General features: G+C 32.7%; 15 protein-coding genes. 7 read left to right on the top strand and 8 right to left on the bottom strand.

The window, feature by feature from the left end:
* Positions 1 to 9: 9 nt before the first annotated feature.
* A complete protein-coding gene (locus HPY57_05410) occupies positions 10 to 960 on the bottom strand; it encodes a threonylcarbamoyl-AMP synthase (protein NPV11214.1) in 951 nt (316 codons plus the stop codon).
* A gap of 58 nt (positions 961 to 1,018) precedes the next feature.
* Here HPY57_05410 and HPY57_05415 point away from each other — a divergent pair, with 58 nt between their 5' ends.
* Positions 1,019 to 1,216 carry a hypothetical protein gene (locus HPY57_05415; protein NPV11215.1) on the top strand — a complete coding sequence of 66 codons (198 nt, stop codon included), beginning with the start codon at positions 1,019 to 1,021 and terminating at the stop codon, positions 1,214 to 1,216.
* 5 nt (positions 1,217 to 1,221) lie between these two features.
* Positions 1,222 to 2,331 carry a response regulator gene (locus tag HPY57_05420; protein NPV11216.1) on the top strand — a complete coding sequence of 370 codons (1,110 nt, stop codon included), beginning with the start codon at positions 1,222 to 1,224 and terminating at the stop codon, positions 2,329 to 2,331.
* 1,686 nt (positions 2,332 to 4,017) lie between these two features.
* Here the strand turns inward: HPY57_05420 and HPY57_05425 are convergent.
* The 6 genes from HPY57_05425 to HPY57_05450 all read right to left on the bottom strand — a co-directional run bounded on the left by HPY57_05425 (position 4,018) and on the right by HPY57_05450 (position 12,386).
* Complete coding sequence (locus HPY57_05425; GenBank protein NPV11217.1) at positions 4,018 to 6,444, bottom strand: DUF5060 domain-containing protein; 2,427 nt, start codon at positions 6,442 to 6,444, stop codon at positions 4,018 to 4,020.
* Positions 6,445 to 6,772: 328 nt separating this feature from the next.
* Entirely contained in the window at positions 6,773 to 8,557 is a 1,785-nt protein-coding gene (locus tag HPY57_05430) for an ABC transporter ATP-binding protein (GenBank protein NPV11218.1), read from the bottom strand.
* Positions 8,557 to 10,314, bottom strand: coding sequence for an ABC transporter ATP-binding protein (locus HPY57_05435; GenBank protein ID NPV11219.1), 1,758 nt, complete (start codon positions 10,312 to 10,314; stop codon positions 8,557 to 8,559). The genes HPY57_05430 and HPY57_05435 overlap by 1 nt, the downstream gene beginning before the upstream one ends.
* An 89-nt stretch (positions 10,315 to 10,403) precedes the next feature.
* The gene (locus HPY57_05440) at positions 10,404 to 11,177 is read right to left on the bottom strand and encodes an ABC transporter permease (GenBank protein NPV11220.1); all 774 of its coding nucleotides are present in this window, start codon (positions 11,175 to 11,177) and stop codon (positions 10,404 to 10,406) included.
* 5 nt (positions 11,178 to 11,182) lie between these two features.
* Positions 11,183 to 11,752, bottom strand: a complete 570-nt coding sequence (locus tag HPY57_05445) for a hypothetical protein (GenBank protein NPV11221.1) — start codon at positions 11,750 to 11,752, stop codon at positions 11,183 to 11,185.
* Positions 11,745 to 12,386, bottom strand: a complete 642-nt coding sequence (locus tag HPY57_05450) for a PspC domain-containing protein (GenBank protein ID NPV11222.1) — start codon at positions 12,384 to 12,386, stop codon at positions 11,745 to 11,747. Before HPY57_05450 ends, HPY57_05445 begins: the two co-directional genes overlap by 8 nt.
* 245 nt (positions 12,387 to 12,631) lie before the next feature.
* Here HPY57_05450 and HPY57_05455 point away from each other — a divergent pair, with 245 nt between their 5' ends.
* A complete protein-coding gene (locus HPY57_05455) occupies positions 12,632 to 12,832 on the top strand; it encodes an ATP-binding protein (protein ID NPV11223.1) in 201 nt (66 codons plus the stop codon).
* 224 nt (positions 12,833 to 13,056) lie between these two features.
* Positions 13,057 to 16,230 (top strand): hypothetical protein, encoded by a 3,174-nt coding sequence (locus HPY57_05460; GenBank protein NPV11224.1) that lies wholly within the window; start codon positions 13,057 to 13,059, stop codon positions 16,228 to 16,230.
* A 314-nt stretch (positions 16,231 to 16,544) separates the two neighbouring features.
* Here HPY57_05460 and HPY57_05465 read toward each other — a convergent pair whose 3' ends face one another.
* Positions 16,545 to 17,588, bottom strand: coding sequence for a VWA domain-containing protein (locus HPY57_05465; GenBank protein ID NPV11225.1), 1,044 nt, complete (start codon positions 17,586 to 17,588; stop codon positions 16,545 to 16,547).
* A 199-nt stretch (positions 17,589 to 17,787) separates the two neighbouring features.
* Between HPY57_05465 and HPY57_05470 the strand changes: the two genes are divergently transcribed.
* Genes HPY57_05470 through HPY57_05480 form a run of 3 tightly spaced genes read left to right on the top strand, consistent with a single transcriptional unit; the run spans position 17,788 to position 19,362 of the window.
* Positions 17,788 to 18,204, top strand: coding sequence for an HIT family protein (locus tag HPY57_05470; protein NPV11226.1), 417 nt, complete (start codon positions 17,788 to 17,790; stop codon positions 18,202 to 18,204).
* A gap of 14 nt (positions 18,205 to 18,218) precedes the next feature.
* Complete coding sequence (locus HPY57_05475) at positions 18,219 to 18,638, top strand: cobalamin B12-binding domain-containing protein (protein ID NPV11227.1); 420 nt, start codon at positions 18,219 to 18,221, stop codon at positions 18,636 to 18,638.
* On the top strand, positions 18,628 to 19,362 hold the full coding sequence (locus HPY57_05480) for a hypothetical protein (protein NPV11228.1): 735 nt from the start codon (positions 18,628 to 18,630) through the stop codon (positions 19,360 to 19,362). Before HPY57_05475 ends, HPY57_05480 begins: the two co-directional genes overlap by 11 nt.
* Positions 19,363 to 19,373 lie beyond the last annotated feature (11 nt).

Below are 19,373 nucleotides of genomic sequence, written 5' to 3' on the forward strand. Positions count from 1 at the left end.
TGAATGAATTTACGAATGAGCTGCTTTAGTCAAGCGATTCATTATCGCAAGTCCTAGTCCGATTTCCGGAACACTCTGACAGAAAATCACCTCGATATTCTCTTCATCACATTGACGGAAAAACTTAAATATATTTCTTGCATAGTCCCGCAAATCATTGACCCTTTTAATTTTTTTCAGTCCTTTTATCTTTAATAAACCAATAAAAGCTGCTTTATCTTTATCAAACTCAATTTTCTCTAAATCTTCCTCTGAGTTTATCAAAACAACTTTTGCTTTTGGAGCATAGTGCTTGTATTTCATTCCAGGAGACTTTGGCTTACTGATATTCTTTGGCTTGTAAATTTTTACATCAGAAAAAACTTTTTTTAAATCTTCAATTGAAATTATTCCTGGTCGAAGAACTACTGGTTTATTCTTTGTGCAATCGACGACTGTTGATTCAATTCCAACTTCACAATCAGGACCTTTTAAGATGCAAGGTATTTTGCCATTCAAATCATTATAAACATGTTTCCAGCTTGTTGGACTTGGAGAACCAGATAGGTTTGCAGAGGGAGCTGCAATTGGAACTCCGCACTCATCAATAAATTTTTTTGTCAATTCAAGGGAAGGCATTCGTATAGCGATGGTGTTTAACCCACCACTTACTAATTCCGAAATTGCGTCATTTTTTTCTAAAACGATTGTAATTGGTCCAGGGAAAAAATTCTCGATAATTGTTTTTGCACAGTTATTTATTTTTTTTACAAGAGATTCGATTTGATTAATATTTGAGATGTGGACAATCAAAGGATTATCGGTTGGGCGTCTTTTTACAACAAAAATTTTTTTTATCGCATCATCATCATAAACGTTTGCACCGAGTCCATAGACTGTTTCTGTGGGGAAAGCAACAACCTCCCCTTTCTTAATAAATTCAGAAGCTATCTTTACTGATGAGGTAACAAGTGTTTTCATTTGTGTTCTAACTTTATTACTAAAATATTAAATTTGTTTAGTTAAAATATGGTCACCGATGAATAAGAGAAAATTAAAATTCAAATTAGAAGAGCTCCCACTTTATTGCGATTTCAGTTGCGATTTTGCTGATTTTACAGATCCTGATTGCATTGGTGCCTGCAGAAGGGACATTGCTGTGTGGTGCACAATCCTTGAAAGATATAATAACAAGCATTCAAAATGTCTTGTAAGAAAAACTAAAATCAAAAATTAATTAATATGGATCAGACAAATTTTAAAATTTTAGTTGTTGAAGATGAAGAGCCAATCCGAGAACTCTTAAAGATGGAACTCGAGAACGAGGGCTTTATTGTTGATGTTGCAGCAAATGGCGCTGAAGGATTGGATAAGGTGAAATCATTTAAACCCGATTTGATTGTCTGTGATGTAATGATGCCCGTGATGGATGGATTTACAATGGCAGAGAGATTAAGTCAAGATTCAAGATATAAAGACATTCCCCTAATTTTTCTTACTGCAAAGTCAGATAAAAAAGATATCAGATTCGGTAAATCGCTCGGAGCTGAAGATTACATAACAAAGCCATTTGAATTTGAGGATTTACTTGTTTCCATAAATGCTAAGCTTAAAAAATATGTTGAGAGGAAACGTATACTCAATGAGAGACTTGATGAAATTCGGAAATCAATTTTATATGCTTTACCTCACGAATTTAAGAATCCGCTAAGCACAATGAATGGATTTCTTTCCCTTCTTCTTGATAAAGGATATGAGAAATCAGAAGAGGAACAGGAAGAATTTCTCAAATACATAAAACAAAGCAGCGATCGCCTGTATCGACTTGTTATGAATTTTCTAAAGATTGCAGAACTTGAAATTATAGAAACTGATGAGAATAAAATCAAAGAAATAAGATCGATCAGAAATCAAAACTGGAAAACTGAGCTTGAAACTATTCTTAACGATTTATCACAAAAGTTTAATCATAAGATTAATTACACATTTGAAGGAGTTAATCTCCCCTGTCCATTTGATTACAACACATTAAACATAATTTTAACCGAGCTTGTAAGTAATGCAATTAAATTTTCACCGGAGGACAGAGTCGATGTATTTGTGTACGCAAAAGCAACACCAACATTTTTTGAGCTGAGCGTGGAAGATAAAGGTCGAGGAATACCAGAAGAAGAAATTGAAAGAATTGTTGAATTGTTTTATCAATACAATAGAAAATATTACGAACAGCAAGGCGGGGGACTTGGTTTAACCATTGTTAATAAACTTGTCGATATTTTTAATGGCAAATTGACGATTGAAAGTAAAGTTGATGTTGGAACTAAAGTTAAGATTTTTGTTCCGCTTGAGTGATTATTCTCTATAAAATCATTTCAAATATTTTGATTTTTGACAATTAGCCTCATCATTTATATTTATCCCGATTGCAACACAGAGCTAAACACATTCAACTCCTCACGAGTAATTGAAAAACCACAAATACAAGATATTTTCTGAAAAATAATTAGTTCGAAAATTATCTTACGAGGCAAATAGTAATGACAAATCAATTCCAGAAAGGATAATATTATTATAGAAAAAAACAAATGCACATAAAAAACAAAAAATTTAAAAACCCCGCAGGGGTTTAATGTGAATAGCCCCCAATCGCATTGGGGGTAAATGAAAACAAAGAAACAAAGAACCCTGAAGGGGTTCAATGTGTAAATAATTTGTTCTTAATCAGCTAAAATTCAATTGAAAAATCTTTTTTAAAAAAATTTTGAACCTCAAATTCAACCCCTACAGGGTTGGAATTTCCTTTTGACGTTATTTCCCGAGTGCAACTCGGGGCTAATCAAATTCAACTCCTTCGAAGTTGATGAAAAGCAATCAAGATAAGATATAGATTTAATTTGCGTTAATTGAAAATTAAATCCAGAATGGATGAGATTATTATAAAAAAAACAAATGCTCACATAATATAAAAATCCCGAGGGGATGACATTATGAATAACAAATGAACAAAGCAAAATTTCAACACGCTGGAATTTTATGATTGATTTGATAATATCACTCCTTCGGAGTTTTAATTTTTGTGTTTGTGTAAATTTCATTCTATAATAATTTCACCACTTCGTGGTTATGGGTTTTTAATCGATAATCTCAATCAATTGTAGGGTTGTAATTTTTTGTTGATATTATCTCATTGAGTATGGTTTAAGGCAAATCACACTCAACTCCCAGAGAATCAATAAATAATAAAATAAAAGAATCGGTAATCTAATTTTAGATGAGTAGTGGACAAAATAATTAAATCCAGAATGGATGAAATTATTATAGGGAAGGACAAAAACACACAATACGTAAAATCCTGAAGGGATGACATTATAAATGATGAAATGACTAGACAAAATTTCATAACGCTTGAATTTTATAATCAATTTATAATGTCACTCCTTCGGAGTTTTAATTTTTTCAGCACGATTTTAATTCTATAATAATTTCACCACTTCGTGGTTAATTCTTCAAATAGGCCGCTCCGATGGAGCTTTGGTATTTTTCGTTTTATGTCTTTTCTACAAATAGTTCGCCTCTACGAAGCTTTTTTATGCTCAATAAAAAATAAAAATTACCTAAACACATTTTGAAAAAAATCGCCTCGCAATGACCTATTTGTAGAGAGAATTTTTAACAATCCCAAAATAAAAGTTGCGCGGCAATGACCTATTTATAGAAAAAATGTTGATCAACCCCCGAATTAGAGTTGCATAGCAACGACCTATTTGTAGGAAAAGTGTTAAACAAACACAAAATAAAAGTCGCGTAGCGACGACCTGTTTGTAGAACGAAATATGTACCGCATAAAAAATCCAAATCCAGAATGGATGAAATTATTATAGATTAAATCCAAGATACCGCAAAAACAAAATTCCGAAGGGATGACATCAAGAATAACCATAATAAAAAAGAAAATTTCTGGGGATTTATTTCTTTATCGTATTGAAAATGTCAATCGATTGGGGTTTTAATTAATCCATCTGAAAACTTTTTCAATAATCATTTCAACAAGATCATCTTCTTTGTCTTCGAAAATTTTTCTGTTTGAATTTTATAAAAATAAATTCCTGAAGGTAAGTCACCAGCATTAAAAATTATTTCATGTTCTCCAGACTTATAAATTTCATCTGTTATTAGTGACTTAACCTCTGAACCTAGCTGATTGTAAACTTTTAAATTAATTTTTTGAGTTTCGGGTATTCGAAATACAATTTTAGTTTTTGAATTAAACGGATTGGGGAAATTCTGCTTCAGATCAAAATCAAATTTTTGCTCATTTAAACTTGCAAATCCAGTTGTACCGATTTTTGTAATTCGGAATGCATAATCTGTTTGAATAGGTGGAACATCAATCTGAAGTGTAGAAGATAATGAGATAGCTGTATCAACCAAAAATATTGATGAACTTTTTGTATCAAACCATTCGACTCTAAAGATCGAATTTTGACCCGCATTTGTAAAAAATATTTTTCCATCTGAAATAATTTGAGGAAGACTGCCAATATCTCTCACATATTTCCAGTTATAATTTCTGTTTTGCACCCATCCAATAATTTCACTTTCAGATTGAAGTGCATAACACTTCAAAGTAACAGCATAATTTGTAAAGACATATTCAGCAACTCTCATCCAATCTATTCCCTGATTATCAACAAAAATTTGATGTTCACCAATTGGAACTGTAATTGAATAAGTCACATTTGTATTTGCAATTTGATCCAATCGTTTAATCCCATTTAACCAAATTTGCAATCGGGGTGAGGTACTGATTGCATTACCAACAACAACTTTGAACTCAGCTATTTCATCGTAACTTACAATAAAAGTCGGTGGATTTCGATATTCAACATTGAATGCTGTTCCGTAAAGAAACTTGCTCAAATTAATTGTATTTGGATTAACTAAACCGAGGTGTGAAACTGAAAAATTATTTGCAGGACTTAATCCCCACAGTGGGAATGCAGGAGCTACAACAAAATCAGCTTTTTGAGTTGTAAATGTCTGCGGACTTACTGGAGCAAAACTTTTATTTAAGAGATTAATATTCGACAAAAACTCACCGACTGATTTAAAGTGATAAAATAAATTTTTATTAGCGATATAATTATTCCATGACCAGCTCATCGCAGTCAAATATGCGCCTGACATCACTGAAGCCCACAAAGAATTATGAAAGTTTATTCCATAAGGATCATTCGTCGAAGCCCAATAACCAAGCTCAAGAAAATCATATTCACCAATCGCGGTTGGTTTATTGTAATCTGAAAGATATAACCTGGTGAGTTCAACAAGAGCTGTTTGCATATCTGCCGTTGTATTGTAATGATGAATTTGAATTATATCAAAAAATATATTGCTCCAGATTAAAGGATCAAGGAATTCATTTGCAAAGCTCGTTGTAACTAAATGTCCATAAATATCTTTGCTTTTTATATACTGAGCAATTTCAATTAACCATTGAGTTACATTCTGTTTATTTTGATTGTAGTTGTGTGTATGGTCAACCTCATTGAAAATTTCCCATGCAAAAAGGTTCGGCGAATATCCCCATCTCGCAATTATGTAATCCAATCTTCGTTTGAAAAATTCTTTTGCTACTTCATTTGTGAAAAAATTTTCAGGAGTTGAACAGGGTCCTCCATTTGCCGAGTTGTAAGGATTATTATTCCACTCAGGATCAACGTTAATTGAAAATTGTCCATGCGGAACAAGACAAAGCTGAACCACAATATTTTTTTCTTCAGCATAATTTAACAACCAATCAAGTTGATAAGCTCTATCGAGACGATTGGTGTAATTTCCAAGTCCAGTATTTTTCCATTCAATTGCAAACGCATTTTCACTCATCCAGACACGAATTAAATTCCCATTATTAGCTGAGAGTGAGTCAATCCATTTTTGATATGAATAAGTTTTCTCTGGGTAATCGTACCATCCCATATTCAAACCGATTCCGAAAAATTGATCACCACTATCAAATTTTAAATAACGATTATTTGCCACTCGTATGAAACCTTTTTTATCAGAAGATAAACATGTGAAATTCCTATTTTCAGTTGTTGTAGTGCCTGTCGGGTCAGTACAAATAATTTGATAAGTCCAGTTACCAATTTCAGTCGGAGTAAATCTGATTTTCCAGAAAGGTTGACCATTTGGGCTTAGATTCTCTGGTGGACCTGTTCGAATAAAATCCTGATAATAAAAACCATCAACAATTAAATTTTGACCAGACGGAGAAATAAAAACAGCCCTCAAATAAATTTCATTTTTATTGTATGGGTTAGAAAATGAAGCAGTAAGATTAATTGAGATTTCAAATTTTTCATATCGGCCTAAAGTATCTCTATTAGTTACAATCGAATTAAAAACTGGCGCAGCAAAAAGTGATGTTTGAATGATTAAAATTATTAAAACTCTGTTTAACAATTTTCCTCCATAAGTATTTGGATTTTCATATTCAGTTTAACGATTCAAAAAATGAATTTCAATTTTAAATTGGTGAAGAAAGAAGGAACACAATTGAAATTCTGTTTTAGAAATTTGTCAGATAATTTTTTCCCTGATAAAGAACTCATCTGATAAGAATTATAAAAAGGAATGGGACAAACAAAACGAGACTAAATTTATCGATTGTTCATTAGGTCACAAATTTCAAGAATGTCTTTTAAACTATTTCCTTTAATTCAAGTAATCAGCAACTAAACTTTGATCAGGAAGGATATTTTATTGAGAATATCTTTAAGGTCAATTCAAATCAAGCAATGATTTGCTGATCTTTATATTGGAGTTGATACAATCTGTAGTAAATTCCTTTTTTCTCAAGCAATTCGTAATGATTACCCATTTCTCTAATCTGACCTTTATGCAATACAATAATCTTATCAGAGTTTTGAATTGTAGATAAACGATGAGCGATCACAATAGATGTGCGACCTTTTAGAAGCCGTGCAATGGCCTGCTGAATCATTTTCTCTGATTCGGTATCTATTGACGCAGTTGCTTCATCAAGAATCAAAATTTTTGGATCATAAGCCAGTGCTCTTGCAAACGAAATCAATTGTTTTTGACCGAGAGAAAGCGTGGCTCCTCTTTCTTTAACTTCTTCGTCATATTTATTCGGAAGCTTCTCAATAAATTGATCTGCACCAACTATTTTTGATGCCTCAATTACTTTATCAAACGGAATTTCTTCGTTCCACAGATTGATATTCGATTTCACATCGCCACTGAAAAGAATTACATCTTGAAGAACAAGAGCAATATGTCGTCTCAATTCTTTTTCATCAACCTGAGAAATGTCTACATCGTCAATCAAAATTTGTCCTTTGTTTATATCATAAAATCTTAACAGTAAATTGATGATACTTGACTTACCCGCGCCTGTCGCACCAACAATTGCAACTGATTCACCCGGATTAATCAAAAATGAAATATCTTTCAAAACATATTCTTCATCGTTATAAGCAAACCAGACATTTTTGAATTCCACTTTTCCTTTCACATCTTTTAAGGAAACAGGATTTTCGGGCTGCTTAATAAAAATTTTTGTATCGAGTAATTTAAATATCCTTTCAGATGATGCCATTCCAGTCTGTAGAATATTATATTTTTCTGCCAGATCACGAACAGGTCTGAAAAACATTTCGGTGTATTGAATAAATGCAAATAAAACTCCGAGTGTTAAATTATTCTTTACGACCTCACCGCCACCATACCAGATAATTAATCCAACAGCAATTGCACTAATAAGTTCAACAGCAGGATAAAAAACTGCGTGATAAAAAACAGCTTGAATGTTTGCATCACGATAATCTTTATTGATTGATTTAAACTTTTCAAATTCCTTTTCCTCTTTATTGAACATCTGAACCACGCTCATACCCGAAATGTGTTCCTGCATATAAGAATTCAATCTTGCAAGATGTTTTCGAACATCGCGATAATTTGCACGGACTTTTTTTCTAAAAAGAAATGTCGCATAAATCAAAACCGGAACAACACTCATAGTTACAAGGGCCAGATCAAAACTCATTAAAATCATAAATACAAAAATCCATACAATGATAAATACATCACTAAAAATCATCACAATCCCTGATGAAAAAAGCTCACTCAAAGATTCAACATCATTTGTAACTCTTGTAACCAATCTTCCAATCGGTGTTTTATCAAAAAATTTTAAAGCCAGTTTCTGTAAATGTTCAAAGATCTCCATTCTCAAATCGAATAAAGTCCGCTGTCCCATGTATTGAGTTGCAAAAGTCATTGCGTAATTAATAATCGCCTGCAAAAGCAAGGAGAGTAAAATCAATAAGATAAGATTAATTAATCCTTTTGAATCACCAACAGCGATGTATTTATCCACCGCAATTTTTGTGAGATAAGGTCTTACGGGCTCGAGTGCGGCAGTTAGAATGTTCAAAAAAATCGCAAGGATAATATAAGCGCGATATGGTCTTACATACTTCAGTAATCTCTTCATTAATCTTGAGTCGTAAGCTTTGCCTAAGACTTCATCATCTTGAAAGAAATCGGACATCAAATCTCCTCTAATTCTTTCTCAAGCAATTGTTTTTGATAAATTCTAAAATAAATACCTTCGAGTTCGAGTAATTCTTCGTGTGTTCCTTGCTCGGCAATTAATCCGTTGTCAATCACGATAATCTGATCCGCATCTTTTACTGTCGAAATTCGATGACTTATGATAATTGAAGTCCTGCCCTTCATAAATTCTTTGAGATTTTTCAGAATTATCTCTTCAGTATTTGTATCGACAGCTGAAAGACAATCATCAAGAATTAAAATCTTTCCACCCTTTGCAACAGCTCTTGCAATCGATGTTCTCTGTTTCTGCCCGCCCGATAAAGTTATGCCTCTTTCTCCAATAATTGTATCAAGACCATTCGGGAATGTTTCAATGTCTGGAATAAGATGAGCAATTTTGACAGCTTCATTTACTCTTTGATTGATAAATTCTTCAGGTAGATCAATCAAACCATAAGCAATATTATGTTTCAAAGTGTCAGAAAATAAGAATGTTTCCTGAGGAACATAAGAAGTTTCGTTCCTTAAAACTTTCAATGGAATTGTTTTAACATTATGCCCATCGATTAAAACTTCACCTTCAGTTGCATCATAAAATCTCAGGATGAGATTGATCAAAGTCGTTTTCCCACAACCTGTGTGACCAATTATCGCATAAGTGGATCCAGCGGGAATTTTTAGATTAATATTTTTCAATACGAAAGGTAGATTTTCACGATATCTGAAAGAAACATTCCTAAACTCAATTTCACCCCGCAATTTTTCAATCGAATAATTAGTCTGATCAGTGTCTTTAATTTCCGGTTCAATTGCAAATAGTGCGTTCAATCTTTTTTGAGAAGCCGCTGCCTGTTGAGTAAGGTTTGTTATCCAGCCAAAAGCAATTGCGGGCCAAATTAAATATCCCATATACAAAACAAATGCTGTTAAACCACCAAGAGTTAATTCTCCATCAATTACCCTTAAACTTCCATACCACATTATTATAATGATAGAACTGCCAATAATAAATAATAAAACCGGATGAAAAAGTGAATCGATTTTGATTTTATTTAAGTTCTTTCTGAAATATTCATAACTCAATTTTTTAAAATGATTAATTTCCGATTCTTCTCTCACATAAGCTTTGATGATCCTTATTCCTGAAAGATTTTCTTGAGCTTTTGAAGTTAAAACCGAGAAGTGTTCCTGTATCTTTGTGAAAAGAATATGGATTTTCTTACCAAAATGATAAACGAAAAACGACATTATTGGAAATGGAAGCAAAGATAAAAGTGAGAGTTTTAAATCAATTGAGATCATCAATGCGAGAGTAAAAACAAAAAGAGTGAAAGTATCTACCGAATACATAACAGCAGGACCGACGAAATTTCTCACAGCGTTAATATCATTGGTAGCGTGAGCCATAATATCACCAGTTTTAGTATTCTGATAAAATCTCAATGAAAGCGATTGAAGATGAGCCCACAAATCATTTCTTAAATCAAACTCAATTTTTCGGGAGGTTACAATTATCGTTTGCCTGATTAAAAATCTAAAAACACCACTGATAAAAGTTACTCCCACAATAAGCAATGCATATTTTAATAAAGCTGGTGATGAGAGGTGTTGCCGAAGTTCATCAATTCCGTCTCTAATTAAAAGCGGGACATAAACACTTGTTATGTTTGATAAAAAGATAAAAATAAATCCTAAATAGATCGTCTTCTTATACTTAACGAAATACTTCTTGAGTTTTAATAATGATTTCATTTCTTACCAAAAATTGAGTGCAAAAGTAAGAATGCAAGTCCTTATGTTCAATGTAAGTTTAATTATCTTAAATCCCTTTTTGAAAATTTCTAAAAGAAAAGATTCCAGAGTATATAATCTAAAATTAAAATTGACGCAGCTGAAATTACAAACGAACGAATTGTTGCAAGTCCAACTCCCTCAGCACCACCTTCGGTTTTAAAGCCGATGTGACAACCGATCAAAGCCGTTACTGATCCAAAGAAAATCGCTTTTACTATTCCATAAATAAAATCCTGAATTTGAAAAAAGCTTCTCACCGACTCAATGTAAACATTCGGTGAAATTTCAAGGAAGAAATTTGAAACAAGAAAAGATCCGAATGTTGCAATTACATTTGCAAAAATTACAAGCAAAGGCATCATAATAAGTGACGCAATATATCTCGGCATTGCAAGGTAACGAACAGGATTAATCGACATTGCTTCGAGTGCATCTATTTGTTCAGTAACTTTCATCGTTCCAAGCTCTGCTGCAATTGAAGCGCCTACTCTGCCTGCAATGACAATTCCAGTTAGTACAGGACCAAGTTCCGTAATAACAGCTCGAACAGTTGCCCCGCCAATAAACGAAAGTGGTGCAAGACCCTTCAATTGATAAGCCGCCTGCCACGCCGAAACAGCGCCTGTAAAAATTGCAATTACAATTACAAGCGGAATCGAATCTACTCCGATATGTTCCATTTGTCTTAATATTAATCTTCGATCTCTAAAAATTCTATAGAGATGAGAATGAATTTTGAAGAATAAAACACTTATTTCACCAAACTCATCTAAGAAATTCAAAATTGCCTTTCCAAATCGATCCAATAAAAAACTAATCATAAGAGTTAATTCAAATTTTTAATTTCTGAAATTATATTTCTTATAGGGAAATAAAGCAAAGAAATCAAACAAAAACTTATCAGGTAATTTCCAAAGTCATTCATTTTTAAAATAATATGAAATGCTTTTGATGATTCTAAGATTGGAAGCAAATATTTAAATACTAAAAATCCCAAAAGAGTAAATAGGAATAAAGCACTAAAAATCAGGAGATAAACTTTTGCGTTACTGTAAAAAGATCTTATTAAGAAGAAAGAAGCGATGGCAAATGCAAAAGCATAATAAAGCAATTCGAAGCTGAGCTTCAATCGATCATTCAATGTTGAACTTTCGAAAGAATAAATTAAGAGCACAATCGAAAAGAAAAATAAAATAATTGAAAAAAGAAGAAATTTGTCGTCAATCCCTAAACTCAGATAATAATAAAAAAATGCAAAGCTAAAGATCAGGAGACTGATGCTCACCCACTCATTTGTTGTCAGATTTATCAATCCGAACTTTACCATTATCCAGATAATACTCGAAATAATTCCAGCCAGTCCAAGATTAAATTGAATTGAAAAAATTCTATTCATTCGCGAACCCATCCTTAGATTTTGCCGGAATAATGAAGTTTAAAACCAGATAGACTATTGCAGCGAGTCCAAAAGATGCAAAGAAAAAAATGACCCATATTAAACGCACAAGATTTGGATTAATATTTAGATATTCACCAAATCCGGCACATATTCCAAAGATAAGTTTTCGATCCGATTTTCTTATCTCTTTTATTTCATTTTCTGGCATAATTACTTCCAATTTGTAATGGTTATTGATTAATAACGCAATACTAAACACTAAAAGAGTAAATGCATCGATCTTCTGTGAGAGGAATGCAAAAATTGTTTTGATTGATATCATATCATTATATAAAAGAAACAGCAAAACAATTCCAATAATGAATAATAAATTCAATGTAATTGTATTTGAGTTTAATCGAGAATACTTTCCCCGATTTTCATTCACAGGTAATAAAATTCCAAATGCAGAATAAATTATAAGAATAGACTGACCCAGAAAGAAAAAAGCCGTTAAAACAATTATTCGAATAAAAACTGGATTTACATTTATGAAATTTCCAAAGGCTTCACAAACGCCCATTAAAAATTTTTCGGATGGATTAATTTCAAGACTTCTCTTTGATTGATAAGATTGAGTTTCTTCTTCCATATTTTGATTAATTAATTTTGGAGCAAATTTACAAAAGATAAAAATTACAATTGAGGAAGAAATTAAAGGCTTGGTCTTTTTAAATCAAAAGGGAGAATTAATTTAAGATTATTCTTCTTAGATTTAATTTAAAAAGAAAAACCCCGATGAAAACATTCAACTTTGATGAATTAATTGCATGAATTGAAGCTATACCAGGAAGATATCTACAAAGCTCAACTTAAATAAATTTTCAAGAACTGACCTTGGATCTTGAAACAAGAAAAGTTTGTACTCATAAAGGTGAAATTGTCTTAACCGAAAAATTAGGAATTGAAGGAATTGGATTAGGTCTCTCGCTAGTAAAAAATATTATCAATCTTATAAAAGGCGAAATTAAAATTGAAGACAACCATCCAAAAGGAACTAAAGTTATTTTAAGATTTAAGCCAATAATATTTGAATGAAGTTCTTACAAATTCAAACATTAAACAACCATCGATAAAGTTGCATATCATCTTAGAACCTTTAAAGAAATTTATCACTGAACTGGAGTAATTTTACGATTTCATTTTCATTCAATATTTAATCTATTCACAAAAATTTTTTTAACTTAATCCCTCATTAACTTTTCATTTCATTTTTTTTATATTAAATCACTAATAAAAACTAAATTGTGAGACTAAAAATTATGACTAAAACAATTTCAATTTTTACAACACTGTTAATCTTAATTTCATTTTCAAATTCTTTTTCTCAACCTCTTGATATGAACAAACTTCACGGACTCAAAGCTCGATCAATTGGTCCAGCTGGAATGAGTGGTAGAGTTACTGCAATTGATGTGGTTCAGAAAAATCCATCAATATTTTATGTCGGAACCGCATCTGGTGGCTTATGGAAAACTACGAGCGGTGGTGTTAGCTGGACACCTATTTTTGACACAATGAAAGCTGCATCAATTGGTGCAATTGCAATAGATCAAAACATTCCAGATATAATTTGGGTCGGAACAGGCGAAGGTAATCCAAGAAACAGTCAGAACAGCGGAAATGGAGTTTACAAATCTTTAGATGGCGGAAAGACCTGGATTCATCTTGGTTTAGAAAATTCCCGAAACATTCATAGAATTATTATTGATCCAAGAAATTCAGATGTAGTTTATGTTGGAGTTCAGGGTTCTGCTTTTGGAGATTCAGAAGAACGAGGTGTCTTCAAAACAACTGATGGAGGAAAGACCTGGCAAAAAATTCTTTATGTGAATGAACGAACAGGAATCGCTGATCTTGTAATGGATCCATCAAATCCGAATAAACTTTTTGCAGCGATGTGGGAATTCCGACGTGAACCCTGGTTCTTTACTTCAGGTGGAAAAGGGAGCGGACTTTATGTAACTTTTGATGGTGGTAAAACCTGGACTAAGCGAACAGATAAAGACGGTTTACCATCTGGTGAACTTGGAAGAATTGGAATCGCAATCGCACGCAGCAATCCAGAAATTGTTTATGCATTAATCGAAGCAAAAGTAAATGCTCTCTACAAATCTACTGACGGCGGATTTAAGTGGTTTAAAGTAAGCGATAAAAACATCGGCGATCGTCCATTCTATTACGCTGAAATTTATGTCGATCCAAAAAATGAAAATCGTATCTACAATATTTATACTCAGGTTTCGGTAAGCGAAGATGGCGGCAAAACTTTTAATATTTTAATTTCAAAAATTCATCCCGATCATCACGCTTTTTATATCCATCCTGAAAATCCAAATTTCTTAATTGATGGGAATGATGGTGGACTTGCAATTTCATACGATCGAGGAAAGACATGGAGATTCGTTGAAAATCTCCCGGTTGCACAATTCTATCACATCAATGTGGATAATGATTTTCCTTACAATGTTTATGGTGGACTTCAAGATAATGGGTCGTGGAGAGGTCCGAGCAGAGTTTTTAATTACATGGGAATTTCAAATTTCGATTGGCAGGAAGTAGGCTTTGGTGATGGATTCGATGTAATGCCCGATCCGGATGACAACAGATTTGGTTATGCAATGTCGCAAGGTGGAAATCTTTTTAGATATGATTCAAAAACCGGAATTCAAAAATCAATTAGACCTGTGCATCCAGACGGAATTGAACTAAGATTTAACTGGAATGCGGCTCTTGCTCAAGATCCATTCGATAATTCTACAATTTATTACGGCAGTCAATTCCTGCATAAAAGTACAAATAAAGGAGATTCCTGGGAAATCATTTCCCCAGATTTAACTACAAACGACACTACGAAACAAAAACAGAGACAAAGCGGTGGACTTACTCCCGACGTAACTTCGGCAGAAAATTTCTGCACAATTGTAGCTATCGCTCCAAGTCCAGTTAAAAAGGGTGTGATCTGGGTCGGTACAGACGATGGTAATCTTCAATTAACAACAGATGGCGGAAAAACCTGGAAAAATGTTGTTGAAAATATAAAAGGCGTTCCAAAAGGAACATGGATTCCACAAATTCATCCATCAAAATACAACGAAGCTGAAGCATTTGTTGTTTTTGATAATCACAGACGAGACGATTGGACGCCTTATCTTTATTATACATCAAACTTCGGTAAAAGCTGGACAAGGCTTGTTGATGAAAAGAAAGTCTATGGTTATTGTCTTTCCATTGTTCAGGACTTCCAAGAACCAAATCTACTCTTTTTAGGAACCGAATTCGGACTTTATGTAAGTACTGATTTTGGTAAAAACTGGACTAAATGGAAAAGTGACTTTCCAACAGTCTCAACAACAGATTTAATAATTCATCCAAGAGAAAATGATTTAGTAATTGGGACATTTGGAAGATCAATTTATATCATCGATAATATTTCGCCACTAAGAGAGATTGCAAAAGAAGGCAACAAATTCTTTGAAAAAAATCTTAAAGTTTTCAATATACCAGATGCATATTTGATGGAATATGCCTCGCCGAAAGGAATGCGTTTTCCAGGTCATGCTGAATTTTATGGTGAGAATTTACCAGCCGGCGCAATGATTACATTTTATGTTAAGCTTGATACAACCTCTAATCCAAATCAAAGTCAAACAGAAAAACAAGAAAATGAAACTCAATTAGAAAAAACTGAAAAAGTTAAAATTGAAATTTATGACGAAAAAGGAAATTTAATTAGAACATTGAACGTAACTGCAAAAGATGGATTGAACAGAACATACTGGAATCTGGAAAGAAAAGGTATCAGAATTCCAAGATGGGAAGAGGCTCAAGTATCAGAAGATTTTGAACCTTCAGGTGCGGAAGTTTTGCCAGGGAAATATTTAGTTAAAATTTCATACAAGAATTTCTCTGATTCAACATATGTAAATGTCTTACCTGACCCAAGAATTAAAATCTCTCTTGAAAACTTAAAACTAAGAGAAGAGGCACTGAATAAATTGTATTCCCGAATGGAATTAATGAGTAAAGCAATCCAGAATCTTAAAGATGCAGAACGAAATATCAATCTAATCTCTCAAAAAATTTCAGCACAGAAATCAGAAAAAATCGAAGAGTTGAGGAAATTACTTAAAGCTAATAAAGACACAATTAGAACGCTTGCCGAAAAGTTTTATTTCATAGAGACAAAAGGAATACAATCCGATCCCAATAAATTAACATCGAAACTTTATCGAGCTCAGAATTATCTACTTTCGAGTTATGATAAACCATCACAAATGTTTGAAATTTCATTCAATGATTTTTCAACCTCACTCGATAAAGTTGTAGATGAAATAAATCAATATTTCCAGACAGGCTGGCTCGAGCTAATGAAAAAAATAAACGAAGCTGATTTGAAGTTAATTGACCAAATTGAGTTAATTGAAAAGAATTGAAATTTAATAGAGAGAAAAAATTCCGTCGGAGCTTTTGCGAAGGGAATGTCATTCTGACCATTCGTCAAAGGGATTGTCACACTGACCTCTCGAATGGTGATATTAGTAAATGCTAACTTATTCCTTCAGGCTCCGACATATTCAGCCTGACCAAAAATTAAAATTTAATCTTTGGCTTTGCTGTCATACTCTTATCTGTTTAATCTCAACAACCGAGTGTGATTTAATCTTGACGGAGAAAGATGAACGGAAAAGACTAATTTTAAAACTTCACAGATTCGATTAGAAGTCATCATCAGAGAAATATTTTTTAACTAAAATTCTAATTCATATTCCGATTTACCATCATAATTTGGCGAAAGTGATAAAACAACTTTAATTCTCTTTTTACCCGGACCAGTTAAAAAATCAACTGAATGACTGTATATCAATGACTCAACAAGAGGAAGGTAAATAAGATTTAGATTGTAGCCATCAGGAAAGATTTTATAAGTCCCGCCTGTATAAGTTGCTAAATCTTTTGGATTTTGATTTGATAAATTCGGTGTTGACCAGAGATTTGTAAATTTTGAAGTATCGTTTGCAAAAACCACATGCACAATACCCTTACCACGAAGATTATTTATAACCCAATTCACCGACCAGTCTTCTCTTGAACTTGGTTTTACAGGAACATCAGTGAATACGACAAAAACTTTTTGCGCATCAAGTCGCCAGTTAAATAAACTATCCGCATATCGAATTGCTGAAACTGGATTTTCATTTAATGAAGAAGAACCAAATTGCGGAAACAAAACCTGAGTTGATGTATCAATAAATCTCTTTGTTCGAACCCATGTTCTGAAATTTGCAACATCTTCTGTTAAAAGTTTTACGCCTCTTATATCTCCCACAAATCCAACTCCGCCAAATCGAGCATCAATTCCATATCTATAAATCAAATCTGAAAAAGAAGAAATTGTGTTAGCTATAGAATCAATTATCGCATCGTTCATACTTCCCGATACATCAACACAAAATACAATATCAGCTTTTAATCTATTTTGTGGACTAACTCTTTTCACCAGAATTCCTTTATTTACACCATCAATTTCAATCCAGATATTTTGATCAGGATCGCCGGTTCCATACAAATCAATTCCATAATTATTAACTACAACTCCACTTAAATTTAATCTTCTTCGCTCAAGCTCAAATGTGTAAAATCTTCCGGATGGAACAACATTATTTTTTACAACCTGAGGAACAGAACCAGCTGGATCAGGCGGAATTTCGGGCAGCTGTGTTTCGGTTGTATTTTCCCTGCAGGAAATTAAAGCAAAAATCGGGAATAAAATTAGTATTAGCAGTTTCTTCATAATTGCACCTTTATTTAGATAAGTTTCATTTTAATTTAAGAAATTGAAAAGAAAGTTTGTCGAAAGATATTTCATAAAAAACTACTCCAATTACTTGCAACATTTAATTCATTATTAAGGATTGAAAGATTGGATTAAGTGAAAAGTCTTCTTGCTATGTTGTCTAATTTTTTAGTTTTGGCTAATTTTCATTTGAATTATGAATGATTGCATATTTTGCAAAATAGCAGCTAAAGAATCCCCTGCGGAAATTATTTTTGAAACGGAAAAAACTATTGCATTCCTTGATATTAATCCAATTAATTACGGACATACTCTTATAATTCCCAAAGAACATTACAAAGAATTCCACGAAATTTCAGACGATATCTCTCAAGAACTTATAGTTGTTATCTCTAAAATTTCAAAAGCGATTTTAGAGAGTTTAAAACCCCACGGTTACAACATTTTTACAAATAACGGAAGATTTGCCGGACAGGCAATTATGCATTGTCATTTTCACATTGTTCCAAGATTTATAAATGATGGATTTAAGTTTAGACCTCATCCAAAATCTTATAAGAAAAATGAGATGCAACTTTATGGAAATTTAATTCGTGAAATGATCAAAAATTAGCTGGAGGTAATTTTATGGAGAGAAAGATTCGTGTTTTAATTGCAAAAGCTGGACTTGATGGGCATGATCGAGGTGCTAAAGTAATTGCGGCTGCACTTCGTGATGCTGGAATGGAGGTTATCTACACTGGTCTTCGACAAACTCCCGAAATGATCGTGGAAGCTGCATTGCAGGAAGATGTCGATGTAATTGGTATAAGTATTTTAAGCGGCGCTCATATGACAATCTTTCCGAAAGTCTTGAAGTTAATGAAGGAAAAAGGTCTGGATGATGTTCTTCTCACAGGCGGCGGAATTATTCCAAAAGAAGACATTCAAAAATTAAAAGAGATGGGAGTGGGAGAATTATTCACTCCAGGAACTCCAACTACTGAAATTGCCGAATACATAAAAAAATGGTATAACGAACATAAAGCTGTCAAAGATGAAGCTTAAAATTTCGTTTCTGATTTTACCTTTATTCTTTTTTTCTGATCAAATCTATGCTCAAGAAATTTTTAGAAATTCGATAAAGAACTATAATATCTCATTAACAAGAACTGGTGAAAGTCAATATTTACTTCAAATCACCAAACAGAAAAAAACAGTCTTCAAAAAAAACTTCCCTTTCATAAAACTCTATTTTTATAATCTTGATACTTATCCAGAAGATGAAATGATTATTGTCACTGGACATATTAGAGATAATGATACTCTTAACACTCTGTATGTTTACACATTCGAAAAAGAATTTAGATTTTGCGACTCAATTTATCTTGATAGGTATTATCCTGAGTTTTATCAGTTTGATATGGACGCAAATTACTTCATTAAAATCTATGACCACGAAATTGAAAGAGCTTTCCCCTCAACAAGAAATGATTTACCTTTTTCATTCTATTATCTTAACAACTGTTTACTTGAATTTGACAACGAAAATTCTTTTGAAGAATATGAAGCCGAAATAAACTACCTTGTTGATGAAATTTATAATTTGAAAAAAAATACGATTTGCGAAATAGAAGAACAGAAAAGAAACTTACAGAGACTTTTAGCCTGTCTTTATACAAACATTATTAATGCTGGAATGGCATTTGACTTTGATAATTTTCTAAAAAACAATTACATCTGCAGTGATAAAGAAGAATTTCTCAAAAAATTAAAATCTCTTTACGAATAGAAAGGAGTTAT

This window comes from Ignavibacteria bacterium, assembly GCA_013177855.1.
Lineage (GTDB): Bacteria > Bacteroidota > Ignavibacteria > Ch128b > Ch128b > Ch128b.

Excerpts from the sequence above, each read along its gene's own strand:
- HPY57_05410 (NPV11214.1), bottom strand. The coding sequence starts at position 960 with ATGAAAACACTTGTTACCTCATCAGTAAAGATAGCTTCTGAATTTATT.
- HPY57_05415 (NPV11215.1), top strand. The coding sequence starts at position 1,019 with ATGAATAAGAGAAAATTAAAATTCAAATTAGAAGAGCTCCCACTTTAT.
- HPY57_05420 (NPV11216.1), top strand. The coding sequence starts at position 1,222 with ATGGATCAGACAAATTTTAAAATTTTAGTTGTTGAAGATGAAGAGCCA.
- HPY57_05430 (NPV11218.1), bottom strand. The coding sequence starts at position 8,557 with ATGTCCGATTTCTTTCAAGATGATGAAGTCTTAGGCAAAGCTTACGAC.
- HPY57_05435 (NPV11219.1), bottom strand. The coding sequence starts at position 10,314 with ATGAAATCATTATTAAAACTCAAGAAGTATTTCGTTAAGTATAAGAAG.
- HPY57_05440 (NPV11220.1), bottom strand. The coding sequence starts at position 11,177 with ATGATTAGTTTTTTATTGGATCGATTTGGAAAGGCAATTTTGAATTTC.
- HPY57_05445 (NPV11221.1), bottom strand. The coding sequence starts at position 11,752 with ATGAATAGAATTTTTTCAATTCAATTTAATCTTGGACTGGCTGGAATT.
- HPY57_05450 (NPV11222.1), bottom strand. The coding sequence starts at position 12,386 with ATGGAAGAAGAAACTCAATCTTATCAATCAAAGAGAAGTCTTGAAATT.
- HPY57_05460 (NPV11224.1), top strand. The coding sequence starts at position 13,057 with ATGACTAAAACAATTTCAATTTTTACAACACTGTTAATCTTAATTTCA.
- HPY57_05465 (NPV11225.1), bottom strand. The coding sequence starts at position 17,588 with ATGAAGAAACTGCTAATACTAATTTTATTCCCGATTTTTGCTTTAATT.
- HPY57_05470 (NPV11226.1), top strand. The coding sequence starts at position 17,788 with ATGAATGATTGCATATTTTGCAAAATAGCAGCTAAAGAATCCCCTGCG.
- HPY57_05475 (NPV11227.1), top strand. The coding sequence starts at position 18,219 with ATGGAGAGAAAGATTCGTGTTTTAATTGCAAAAGCTGGACTTGATGGG.
- HPY57_05480 (NPV11228.1), top strand. The coding sequence starts at position 18,628 with ATGAAGCTTAAAATTTCGTTTCTGATTTTACCTTTATTCTTTTTTTCT.